This is a genomic window from Sphingopyxis sp., assembly GCF_035250425.1.
In the GTDB taxonomy this organism is placed as follows: Bacteria; Pseudomonadota; Alphaproteobacteria; order Sphingomonadales; family Sphingomonadaceae; genus Sphingopyxis.
The window spans coordinates 1-10,013 of the sequence record NZ_DATFFD010000016.1 but is presented as its reverse complement, the minus strand read 5'-3'; the positions used below and the strand labels follow the sequence as shown (position 1 = coordinate 10,013).

Here is a 10,013-nt window from a genome sequence, read left to right as displayed (position 1 = left end):
GGAACCGCGCCGCGCGACAAAGGGCTCGGCGCGATTGCCGACGACCAGTTCGTCGCCGATCAGGACGGCGTCCTCGGGCAAAAGCGAGCGAATGTCGCCGCGCGGTGTCATATCCGCTGCAAACGGCTGGACAAAGTATTGGCCATGCCCGCCCTCCATCACCACCAGCGCGCCGCCGGCCGCCGCGATTTCGTCGGCAGCACTCGCTGCAACCAGCGCGAGCGTCGAAAAGCCATGAACGGGCACCTGCCAGCCGAGCGCCAGCGCGCGCGCCGCCGCAACGCCGATCCGCACCCCGGCAAAGCTGCCCGGGCCGCATCCTGCGACGATGACGTCGGCGCGGCCGCCGCCCGCCAGCTCGGCGATCAGCGGAACGAGCCGCTCGGCATGGCCGCGGCCGATCACCTCGTGGCGGTAGTCGATGACCGCCCCGGCCTCCAGCAACGCCACCGAACAGGCTTCACTCGCCGAATCGATAACCAGATACCGCATGGAGCCTGGAACGCCCCGCTCAGGCGATACGGTTGAAGCGGGCGAAATCGGGGCGCGGGCTGCGCTCGAAGATCGTCGCGGGATCGCCATAGCCGAGAGTCGAGATGAAATTGCTCTTCACATTCGGCTGGCCGGCGAAGAAGGCTTCGTCGACCCCGGCGTTGTTGAACCCCGACATCGGCCCGGTATCGAGCCCGAGCGCGCGCGCGGCGAGGATGAAATAGGCACCCTGGAGCGTGGCATTGCGGAAAGCGGTCGTCTGCGCCAGCGCCTCGTTGCCCGCGAACCAGCTGCGCGCGTCGGTATGCGGGAAGAATTCGGGCAGATTTTCGTAAAATTCATTGTCGCTCGCGATGATCGCGGTGACCGGCGCCTTCAGAATCTTTTCCTTGTTCCCCGGTATGGCATGCGCGGCGAGCTTCGCCTTCGCTTCATCGGTCACGCACCAGACGATCCGCGCCGGCAGGCTGTTGGCGCTGGTCGGGCCGAATTTCACCAGATCCCAGATCGCGTGCAGCTGCGTTTCCGAAACGGGCTTGTCGAGATAGCCGTTATAGGTGCGCGCGGTGCGAAACAGCTGGTCGAGAGCGCTGTCGGAAAGCGGCTCGCTCATGGGGCATCTCCTGAAATTTAGGGTCAGACGGCGTGAACTGCCGTTACCTCGGGAACATAATGTTTCAAGAGGGACTCGATGCCATTCTTCAGCGTCGCGGTCGAGGAGGGGCATCCGGCGCACGCGCCCTGCATCTTCAGATACACATTGCCCTTGTCGAAACCGCGATAGACGATGTCGCCGCCGTCGTTGGCGACCGCGGGGCGGACGCGCGTCTCGATGAGCTCCTTGATCTGCTCGATGATGTCGGCGTCGGCGGGATCGTCGGCGAAGCCGGCCTCATCCTCAGGAGGCACCGAGAAGCCGGCGCTCGCGGCGTTGAACAGCGGCACGTCGGCGAGGAAATGGTCCATCACGATGCCGAGTATGTCGGGCTTCACATCGGCCCATTCGGCGCCCGGCGCGATCGTCACCGAGACGAAGTCGCGGCCGAAAAAGACACCCGTCACATCGCCGAGCGAGAAAAGCGCGCTGGCGAGCGGCGACGCCTCGGCCTCTTCGGGGCTGGCAAAATCGCGGGTTCCCCCCTCCATCACCGCCCGGCCGGGCAGGAATTTGAGCGTCGCGGGATTGGGCGTCGATTCGGTTTCGATCAGCATGGGGCGCATGTGGGGCCGAGCGAGGCTTTGTGCAAGATGACATGGATGCGCTAAGGCGCGGCGATGCGTCCTTTCACCCATTTTGCCGCGCTCGACTGGTCGGGCGCCCGCGGTCCGCGCCAGCGCGGGATCGCCCTGGCGGTCGCGAGCGGCAGCGCGGCGCCGGCGCTGGTGCGGCCGGGGCATATCTGGTCGCGTACCGAAATCCTCGAATGGCTGGAAGGCGTCGCGGCGGCGGGCGAGAATATGCTGATCGGTTTCGATTTTTCAGCTGCCTTCGCCTTTGCCGACCACAGCGCCTATTTCCCCGGCTGGGCGGAAAGCCCGGCCGACATGCGCGCGCTGTGGGCGCTCGTCGAACGGCTGGCGCGCGGCGATCCGAATTATGAAGCGGGCGGATTCCTGGCACACCCCGAAGCGCGGCGGCATTTCCGCCACCGCGGCGAGGCCGGCGACCTGTTCGAAGCGGGCGCGGGGCGGCTGCGCGTCGTCGAGCATCACCAGCGCGCGACGAAGCAGGCGGCGAGCGTCAGCAATTTCAACCTCGTCGGCGCGGCGCAGGTCGGCAAGGCCAGCCTGTCGGGCATGCGCCTGCTCCACCGGCTGTCGCGCCGCATCTCGCTCTGGCCCGGCGATCCGGTGCCCGCGGCGGGGCCGATGCTGGTCGAAATCTACACCAGCCTCGCCGCGCGCGCGGCCGGGCTGCCCCCGGGGCGCAGCAAGATCCGCGACGGCGCGGCGCTCGACGCGGCGCTCGCGGCGCTGGGTTCGCCGCCGTGCGGCTTAACGGGTCCGGTCAGCGACCATGCGAGCGACGCGCTGCTGACCGCGGCCTGGCTGCGCGCGATCGCCGGCGACGCCGCCCCCTGGACGCCGTCGCCGCTGACGGACCGGCTCGCGCGAACCGAGGGCTGGACCTTTGGCATCATCTGAAGATTTCATGTCCGCCGCATTTTCCCGATGTCGGATGTTTCCATCCGGCCGAAAAATGCTAAGGGGCGGTCAGCCGTGCCGGCTTAGCTCAGTTGGTAGAGCACCTGATTTGTAATCAGGGGGCCACGGGTTCGAATCCTGTAGCCGGCACCAGCCGCCCTCCCGCGGCCGTCATTGCGCCCTGACGCCGCCACGACGGGCCAGCTGCGCAGATTTGCCGCCCCAAGCGCGCCGGGGTCCGAGGCAGGCCGATTTCACCGTCCTTCTCCTGTCCGTTCACCCGCCCCGCGTTAGAACCAGGCGCGTATCCCCGTTACGAAGCTGACGCTGCTCGCGTCCTCGCCCGCGGCGCGCGCATAGCGCCCGGTATCGCCGACCTTGCGCGCCCATTCGACGCCGACATAGGGCGCGAACTCTTTGACGATCTCGTACCGCAGGCGCAGCCCGAGTTCGACGTCGGACAGGCCGGAGCCCGTTCCGGTTTCGGGCACATCCTGAGCCGAGAAATTGAGTTCGGCCATCGGCTGGAGGATGAGCTTCTGCGTGATGCGCTGGTCGTAATAACCTTCGAGGCGGCCGAGCAAGTCGCCCTTGTTCGAGAGGAAAAGCGCGCCCTCGACTTCGAACCAGTAAGGCGCGAGCCCCTCGAAGCCGATCGTCGCATAGGTGCGGTCGGGGCCCGGCCCCAGATCCTGCCGGATGCCCGCCTGCGCATTAAAATAGGGTCCGATCGCGCGGCTGTAGAGCGCCTGCACTTCGGCACCCTCGACGCCCTCGCCGAAGACGCCCTCGCCTTCGCTCTTGATCGTCAGCCGGTTGATGTCGCCGCCGTACCAGGCCTCGCCATCCCACCGGAAGCCGTCGCCGCCCTTGCGCGCCTGATATTCGGCGAGATTGAAGCTGATGAAGGCGACGGTCTGTCCGCCATTCTCCTTCATCATTTCGTGGCGCGAATGTTCCATTTCGGCCCTGGAATAGACGCGGTCGGCATACCAGTCGGACGGGGGCGCGGGCGCGGTGGCGTCGCCTGGGGGCAAGTCGGTTCCGCTGGCGCCGCCCTTGGCTTCCATCGTGCCCGCGGCCTTCGGGGTGCAATGGCCCATGCTCGCGTGCTCAGGCGGGCAGTCGGGATCAGACGGCGACATCGCGCCATGGTCCATCGCGTCCATTGCGGGTCCGCTCTTGTCCATGGGCTCGGGCTCGGGCGTGCAATGGCCCATCGCCGCATGTTCGGGCGGACAGCTGGGGGGCTCGGCCGATGGTTCTGCCACGGGCGCAGGCGCAGGCGTCGAACCGTGCATCTCATGATCGGTCGATTGGGCCGCAGCGGGAGCCGCTAGGGCGAGCGGCACCATGCTCGACAGGAAGAGCGCGATCCGGGTCATGCCGCGTCTCCTTTCGGGCGAACGCTGACGACGCGCATCATCCCGGCATGCATGTGGTAGAGCATATGACAATGGAACGCCCAATCGCCGAGCGCGTCGGCGGTGAAATCGAAGCTCGCGGTGCCGCCGGGCTGGACGAGCACCGTATGCTTGCGCGGCGAGCGGTCGCCTTTCCCCGTGACCAGTTCGAAGAAATGGCCGTGCAGGTGGATCGGGTGGCTCATCATCGAATCGTTGATCAGGTTGATCCGCACCCGCTCGCCCAGGGTGAAGGGGATCGGTTCGTGATGGTCGGACATCTTCACCCCGTCGAACGACCACATGAAGCGTTCCATGTTGCCGGTGAGGTGGATGTCGAGCGACCGTTCCGCCGCGCGCGCATCGGGATTGCGTTCGAGCGCGACAAGGTCGTTGTAGGTCAGCACCTTGTGCCCGGCATTTTCGAGTCCCTGACCCGGCTCGCCCATGCGGTCGGTGGGCATCGGCGAAATCGTCTGGACGCTTGGATCGCGCTTGACCTGCGGCGCGACGCTGAAGTCGCGCATGCTATGGTTCATGCCCCCGGCACTATGCCCCATCGCCGCGTGATCGACGCCCCCGCCCTGGGCGGGCGGGGGCGTGCAATGGCCCATTGCCGCATGTTCGGGCGTGCACGACGCATCGCCGCTCGACATCGCGCTCATGCCCATGTCCTTCATCGTCGCAAGCGGGCGTTCGCGAAGCGGCGGCGCCTCGGCGGCCATGCCGGCGCGCGGTGCGAGCGTCGCGCGTCCCATGCCCGAACGATCATTGGCCTCGGCGACGAGCGTATAGGCGCGGTCCTCGACCGGGGTCACGATCACATCATAGGTCTCGGCGACCGCGATCTGGAACTCGTCGATCTCGGTCGGAACGACGTTGAGGCCGTCGGCCTGCACGACGGTCATCCTGAGGCCTGGAATGCGCACATTGAAGATCGTCATCGCCGATGCGTTGATGATCCGCAGCCGCAAACGCTCGCCGGGATGGAACAGTGCGGTCCAATTGTCGCGCGGGCCATGGCCGTTGACGAGGAAGCTGTAAGTCGATCCGTTGACGTCGGCGATATCGGTCGGGTCCATCCGCATCGCGCCCCATTCGGCGCGTTCCTTCAGCGACTGGTCCTTGCCGGCAAGCAGCCCCGACAGGGTCTGGCGCTGCATGTTGAAATGGCCCGGGTTGACCTTGAGCTTGCGGAAGATCGCCTCGGGAGACAATTGGCTATGGTCCGAGAGGACCACGACATGCTCGCGGTCGTAGTCGACCGGATCGGCGCCGGCGGGATCGATGACGATCGGGCCATAATGACCGAGCTGTTCCTGAAGCCCCGAATGGCTGTGATACCAGTAGGTTCCCGACTGGACGACCGGAAACTCATAGACGAAGCGCGATCGCGGCTTGATGCCGGGGAAGCTGACGCCGGGCACGCCGTCCATATGAAAGGGCAGGATCAGCCCGTGCCAATGGATCGAGCTGTCCTCATCGAGGTCGTTGATGACGGTGAGCCGTGCCGTCTGGCCTTCCTTCAGGCGCACGAGCGGTGCGGGCACCGTTCCGTTGATCCCGATCGCGCGGCTGAGCTTGCCGTCGATCCGCATCGTCTGTCGCGCGATGCGAAGGCTGATGTCATTGCCCGATACCGTCGGCAGCGGCGCGACGATGCCGGGCGACCCCGACTGCGCCCAGGCCGGAAACCAGGGCGCAAACGCGGCCACGGTCCCGCCGCCCAATGCTCCCGTCACGAAACGACGCCTGTCTATCTGCATAAAATTCCCGGATATTGCCTTGTTTCAATAGCTATACGCGGCACACGCACCCGCCCCTCACCCTTTCGGATGAAATTGCGGGGTGAGCCGCCCTCCCGCCTTCAGCCTGTCCCGCGCGCGGCCGTCTCGACGAGCAGCGCCTTCAATTTCGCCCGGGCACGGTAGAGCCGCGTTTCGACCGTCTTCTCGCTTGTCTGGAGCAGTTCGGCGGTTTCCGCCTGGCTCAGCTCCTCGACGCCGCGAAGGACCAGAACCTCGCGCAAATTGGGTGCGAGGCGGGACATGGCGGCGCGGACACGGGCGAGTTCGGCGCGATCGGCCGCCTCGGCATCGGGCGCCGGGCCGTCGCTCGCGACATCATGCGCGCTTTCGAGCGGCAGCGCCCGCGCGAAGAAGGACCGGACCGCGCGGCGCCGCGCCCAGTCGCGGCATTTGTTGAGCGCGATCCGGGCGATCCATATCCGGAAAGGCCGGTCGGCATCATAGCGGCCAAGCGCCGCAAAGCCGGCGACAAAGGTTTCCTGCGTCAAATCCATTGCCTCGTCCGGATCGCCGATATGGGAACGGATCAGGCGAAAGACCGGTGCCTTGTACCGTCGCAAGAATTCCCGATAGACCTGTTGTTGACCTGCACTTGCAAGCGCGGCGAGTTCGCGGTCGCTACATTGCGCAAGGTCGAGGCTCACCGCGCATCGGCGGTCAGCGCCTGGACCACGCTCTTGTCGAACATCGCGGCCTGCTCAGGGTCGAGGACGACGCGCATCGCGAACAGGTGCTGGAGCGTTTCCTTCTGCAGCTCGCCCATCACCCGGTGGGTCTCGTCGATCGCCTCGGTAACGCGCGGTCCATAGCCATGTTCGGCTTCGATCGCCTGCGCGAGCCGGATATTGGCGGCGCGCATGTCGAGTTCGTGCGCATCGCGCCGGGTCGCGAATTTCGCCTCGATCCTGTCGAGCTTCACCTGTTGCGCGGGTGAAAGCTTTAGCTCGCGATGGAGAAGCGCGTGAAGTTCGGTTTCACTGGCACGCGGCGCCTCGACGACGAGGCGTCCGGCCAATACGCCCGCGAGCGCGGCGACAAAGGCGATCAGGCCGAAGAGCAGCATGCGGCGCGACGAGGTCATCAGCGCGAATCCAGCAAGGTCGAGGGGGCGAGCGGGGTGGCCGGAATGAGCGGCGTCAGCGGGCTCGCCGCGATAGCGGGCGGAACGATCGCGCTGCCCGCGACGAAACCGCCGCCAAGCGACACAAGAGCCGCAACCGCCATCATGCGCCGCACCGCCGAGGCCTCGCGCTGCCGTCCAGCGAGCGCGGCAAGGATGCGGTCGTCAAGCGTATCGAGCTCGACCGGCACCTGCGCTTCATTCAAAATCCGGAGTTCGTCCATCGGCCTTCCCGCAGTCCACAACAGATAATACGCGCACGATCGCATCATCCCTCGGAAACAATCCAACAAGAGGTTGCCGATTTTCCGAGGGCCGTGCCGCCACTCTGCGTATTAGCAGGACAGACCCGAATTTGGAGGTTTTAATAATGAAGCCATTTCTCCCCGCAGCGGCGGCCACCGTCGCCCTCCTTCTGATGCCGGCCGCGGCCAGTGCGCATGCCAAGCTCGTCGCCTCGACGCCGGCCGCGAATGCCATCGTCTCGAAGGTGACCTCGGTCACCCTTCGCTTCAACGAGAAGCTCGTCGCCTCGACGGTGAAGGCCGAACTGGTGATGACCGGCATGCCCGGCATGGCCAATCATGCGCCGATGAAGATTCCCGCGACGTCGGCGATGGGCAAGGACGCCAAGTCGCTGACGCTGACCGCCAAGCGCGCGCTCGTACCCGGCGCCTACAGGGTCAAATGGTCGGCGGCGGGCGCCGATACGCACCGCATGGGAAGCGAATTCAGCTTCACCGTGAAATAAGGCCGTGGCCGATCTCCTGCTGATGGGTGTCCGGTTCGCGCTTTTCGCGAATCTGATGCTCATCGCGGGCCTCGCCGCTTTTCCGCTCTATGCGCTGCGGCCGGCCGAGCGCGGGCAGCTGGAGCCGGCAGCGCTCTTCTTCCGGCCGCAGCCATGGCTTTGCGCCCTCGCGCTGCTCCTGTCCTTTGGCGGCATGGCCGTGCTGACCGCCGCCATGCAGGGGGTCGGCGTCTTCGCCGTCGATCGCGGCTTGTTTCTGGCCATGGTCCGCGAGAGCGACGCCGGCACCGCCTGGCTCGTGCGCATCGCCGCGCTGTTTGTCGCGGTGGCGGCGAGCTTCCTGTCTGGCCGGAAGCCGTCCCTCGCCGCCGCCATCCTCTTCGCCGCCGGTTCGACGGCGCTGGCGACATTGGTCTGGACCGGACATGCCGGCGCGACCGAAGGCGTCCTCGGCTGGCTCCACCGCGCAAACGATGCGCTCCACATGATTGCGGCGGCGATCTGGCTCGGCGCGATCGCCGCCTTCCTGCTGCTGCTTCGGCCCGGCCGGTCGCGCGGCGAAGCCTGTGTCGCCTTTGCCGTACATAGTCTCGATCAGTTCGCCCGGGTCGGGACGATGTGCGTCCTGATCATCACCGCTACCGGCCTCGTGAACGGCGAGTTCGTCATCGGGGCCGGGAATATCGCACGGTCTGCCGGATCGGCCTATGGCCAGCTTCTCGCGGTGAAACTCTTGTTATTCGCCGCAATGCTGGCTTTCGCCGCCGCCAACCGCTGGCGCCTGACGCCCGCCCTCCAGACTGCGGTCACCGCGCCCGATGCTACTCGCGACCCCGCTCGCGCCGTTGCCTCGATGCGCGCCAGCCTGATGCTCGAGATGGCTGCCGGTCTTGCCATTCTGGCGCTGGTGGCATGGCTCGGGATGCTGGAACCCGTCGGCGCGGGATGATGGTCAGCGCCAGGCCCCGTAGAGCGAGATCGAACCGGCCGGTGTCGGAATCGCGTCACCCATGGCCTTGAACCAGCGGACAGGCGCAGCGGCCGCCTCGACGCAGGCGGACGCTGGCGATCAACGCTCCGATCGCGGGTGTCCCGGCACCGGACTCGCGTAGCGATCTAGGCCGGCGACGCGGCGAGTTCGCCGCGCGCTTGCCGGAACACCTCGACGCTGCCCCAGATCGCGAGCGCCGCCATGATCGCCGCGACTGCGAGGTCGGGCCAGCTTTGCCCGGTGCCGAAGACGCCGAGCGCCGCCCCCATCACCGCGATATTGCCGATGGCGTCGTTGCGCGAGCAGATCCACACCGAGCGCATGTTCGCATCGCCGGTCCGGTAGCGATAGAGCATCAGTGCGACCGCGACATTCGCCGCGAGCGCGAGCGCGCCGATCAGCCCCATCGTCTCGGCATGCGGCGCCGACCCGGTGACAAAGCCCCACGCCGCCGATCCGAACACCCAGAGGCCGAAGCCCAGCATCGTCGCCGCCTTCAGCAGGGCGGCGCGCGCACGCCACGCCAGCGCCATCCCCGCGACGCCGAGGCTGATCGCATAATTGGCGCTGTCGCCAAGGAAATCGAGCGCGTCGGCCTGCAGCGCACGCGAGTCCGCCGCGACGCCCGCGACGATTTCAACCCCGAACATCGCGGCGTTGACGATCAGCGCGAACCACAGGATACGCCGCCATATGGGGTCATTGAGTGCGGTCTTGCCGCTTTTTCCGGCGCAACATTGATCGGCCATTACCGAAATCTCCTGGCATCTTCGAGTCGGCATCCCATATGCACCCTGTAGCAACTACAGGGTCAAGCGATGAAAATCGGCGAACTGTCGCGGGCGACCGGGACCAATATCGAAACCATCCGCTATTATGAGCGCATCGGGCTGCTCCCCGCGCCGGGTCGCACTGCCGCGAATTACCGCAGCTATGGCGACGCGCACCGGGCACGGCTGGCGTTCGTACGCCATTCGCGCGACCTGGGCTTCACGATCGAGGAGATTCGCTCGCTGCTCGACCTGTCGGACGACCCGACACGCGAGTGCGACGAGGCCGACCGCATCGCGACGCGGCATCTGGAGCAGGTCGAGGAAAAGATCGCGCAATTAACCCTGCTGCGTGACGAGCTGGCGCGCATCATCGGGCGCTGCCGTGGCGGTATCGCCGCCGACTGCCGCGTGATCGAGGCGCTCGGCGACCATAGCCACTGCGAAAGCGCGCACATTTGATACGCTAACGCGCAAACGGCACCAGCCCGCTCCCCCACCCGGCCTCCCCTAGGTTACTATCGTCAGGGAGG

At 66.5% G+C, this 10,013-nt stretch carries 13 protein-coding genes and 1 tRNA gene; 5 read left to right on the top strand and 9 right to left on the bottom strand.

What is annotated here, in order from left to right; genetic code table 11:
* The 3 genes from tsaB to VJ811_RS01205 form a co-directional block, all read right to left on the bottom strand.
* On the bottom strand, positions 1-492 hold a 492-nt coding region (tsaB, locus tag VJ811_RS01215), incomplete at its 3' end, for a tRNA (adenosine(37)-N6)-threonylcarbamoyltransferase complex dimerization subunit type 1 TsaB (protein ID WP_324070393.1).
* 19 nt (positions 493-511) lie between these two features.
* Positions 512-1,105, bottom strand: a complete 594-nt coding sequence (locus tag VJ811_RS01210) for a malonic semialdehyde reductase (protein ID WP_324070391.1) — start codon at positions 1,103-1,105, stop codon at positions 512-514.
* Positions 1,106-1,128: 23 nt separating this feature from the next.
* Entirely contained in the window at positions 1,129-1,704 is a 576-nt protein-coding gene (locus tag VJ811_RS01205) for a NifU family protein (RefSeq protein ID WP_324070389.1), read from the bottom strand.
* 63 nt (positions 1,705-1,767) lie between these two features.
* On the opposite strand from VJ811_RS01205, the gene VJ811_RS01200 reads away from it, so the two are divergent.
* Together VJ811_RS01200 and VJ811_RS01195 are read left to right on the top strand one after the other, a co-directional pair.
* Positions 1,768-2,637 (top strand): hypothetical protein, encoded by an 870-nt coding sequence (locus tag VJ811_RS01200; RefSeq protein ID WP_324070387.1) that lies wholly within the window; start codon positions 1,768-1,770, stop codon positions 2,635-2,637.
* Positions 2,638-2,714: 77 nt separating this feature from the next.
* Positions 2,715-2,790: transfer RNA gene (locus VJ811_RS01195), tRNA-Thr, on the top strand.
* Positions 2,791-2,927: 137 nt separating this feature from the next.
* On the opposite strand, the gene VJ811_RS01190 is transcribed toward VJ811_RS01195, so the two are convergent.
* The 5 genes from VJ811_RS01190 to VJ811_RS01170 form a co-directional block, all read right to left on the bottom strand.
* On the bottom strand, positions 2,928-4,022 hold the full coding sequence (locus VJ811_RS01190; protein ID WP_324070385.1) for a copper resistance protein B: 1,095 nt from the start codon (positions 4,020-4,022) through the stop codon (positions 2,928-2,930).
* Positions 4,019-5,806 carry a copper resistance system multicopper oxidase gene (locus tag VJ811_RS01185; RefSeq protein WP_324070383.1) on the bottom strand — a complete coding sequence of 596 codons (1,788 nt, stop codon included), beginning with the start codon at positions 5,804-5,806 and terminating at the stop codon, positions 4,019-4,021. The genes VJ811_RS01190 and VJ811_RS01185 overlap by 4 nt, the downstream gene beginning before the upstream one ends.
* A gap of 101 nt (positions 5,807-5,907) precedes the next feature.
* The gene (locus VJ811_RS01180) at positions 5,908-6,492 is read right to left on the bottom strand and encodes an RNA polymerase sigma factor (RefSeq protein ID WP_324070381.1); all 585 of its coding nucleotides are present in this window, start codon (positions 6,490-6,492) and stop codon (positions 5,908-5,910) included.
* Positions 6,489-6,929: a periplasmic heavy metal sensor gene (locus VJ811_RS01175; RefSeq protein WP_324070378.1), complete on the bottom strand. Its 441-nt coding sequence runs from the start codon at positions 6,927-6,929 to the stop codon at positions 6,489-6,491. The genes VJ811_RS01180 and VJ811_RS01175 overlap by 4 nt, the downstream gene beginning before the upstream one ends.
* Entirely contained in the window at positions 6,929-7,192 is a 264-nt protein-coding gene (locus VJ811_RS01170) for a hypothetical protein (RefSeq protein ID WP_324070376.1), read from the bottom strand. Before VJ811_RS01170 ends, VJ811_RS01175 begins: the two co-directional genes overlap by 1 nt.
* Positions 7,193-7,338: 146 nt before the next feature.
* Between VJ811_RS01170 and copC the strand changes: the two genes are divergently transcribed.
* Positions 7,339-7,719 carry a copper homeostasis periplasmic binding protein CopC gene (gene copC / locus VJ811_RS01165; protein WP_324070374.1) on the top strand — a complete coding sequence of 127 codons (381 nt, stop codon included), beginning with the start codon at positions 7,339-7,341 and terminating at the stop codon, positions 7,717-7,719.
* Between the two features lie 4 nt (positions 7,720-7,723).
* On the top strand, positions 7,724-8,668 hold the full coding sequence (gene copD, locus VJ811_RS01160; RefSeq protein ID WP_324070372.1) for a copper homeostasis membrane protein CopD: 945 nt from the start codon (positions 7,724-7,726) through the stop codon (positions 8,666-8,668).
* A gap of 167 nt (positions 8,669-8,835) precedes the next feature.
* On the opposite strand, the gene VJ811_RS01155 is transcribed toward copD, so the two are convergent.
* Positions 8,836-9,459 carry a cation transporter gene (locus tag VJ811_RS01155; protein WP_324070370.1) on the bottom strand — a complete coding sequence of 208 codons (624 nt, stop codon included), beginning with the start codon at positions 9,457-9,459 and terminating at the stop codon, positions 8,836-8,838.
* A 69-nt stretch (positions 9,460-9,528) separates the two neighbouring features.
* On the opposite strand from VJ811_RS01155, the gene VJ811_RS01150 reads away from it, so the two are divergent.
* Complete coding sequence (locus VJ811_RS01150) at positions 9,529-9,942, top strand: helix-turn-helix domain-containing protein (protein ID WP_324070368.1); 414 nt, start codon at positions 9,529-9,531, stop codon at positions 9,940-9,942.
* The last annotated feature ends 71 nt before the right edge of the window (positions 9,943-10,013 follow it).

What these genes read in the sequence shown, in the direction of transcription:
- VJ811_RS01205 (WP_324070389.1), bottom strand. Translation starts at nt 1,704, where the DNA reads ATGCTGATCGAAACCGAATCGACGCCCAATCCCGCGACGCTCAAATTC.
- VJ811_RS01175 (WP_324070378.1), bottom strand. Translation starts at nt 6,929, where the DNA reads ATGACCTCGTCGCGCCGCATGCTGCTCTTCGGCCTGATCGCCTTTGTC.
- VJ811_RS01185 (WP_324070383.1), bottom strand. Translation starts at nt 5,806, where the DNA reads ATGCAGATAGACAGGCGTCGTTTCGTGACGGGAGCATTGGGCGGCGGG.
- VJ811_RS01200 (WP_324070387.1), top strand. Translation starts at nt 1,768, where the DNA reads ATGCGTCCTTTCACCCATTTTGCCGCGCTCGACTGGTCGGGCGCCCGC.
- VJ811_RS01210 (WP_324070391.1), bottom strand. Translation starts at nt 1,105, where the DNA reads ATGAGCGAGCCGCTTTCCGACAGCGCTCTCGACCAGCTGTTTCGCACC.
- VJ811_RS01190 (WP_324070385.1), bottom strand. Translation starts at nt 4,022, where the DNA reads ATGACCCGGATCGCGCTCTTCCTGTCGAGCATGGTGCCGCTCGCCCTA.
- VJ811_RS01155 (WP_324070370.1), bottom strand. Translation starts at nt 9,459, where the DNA reads ATGGCCGATCAATGTTGCGCCGGAAAAAGCGGCAAGACCGCACTCAAT.
- VJ811_RS01170 (WP_324070376.1), bottom strand. Translation starts at nt 7,192, where the DNA reads ATGGACGAACTCCGGATTTTGAATGAAGCGCAGGTGCCGGTCGAGCTC.
- copC (WP_324070374.1), top strand. Translation starts at nt 7,339, where the DNA reads ATGAAGCCATTTCTCCCCGCAGCGGCGGCCACCGTCGCCCTCCTTCTG.
- VJ811_RS01150 (WP_324070368.1), top strand. Translation starts at nt 9,529, where the DNA reads ATGAAAATCGGCGAACTGTCGCGGGCGACCGGGACCAATATCGAAACC.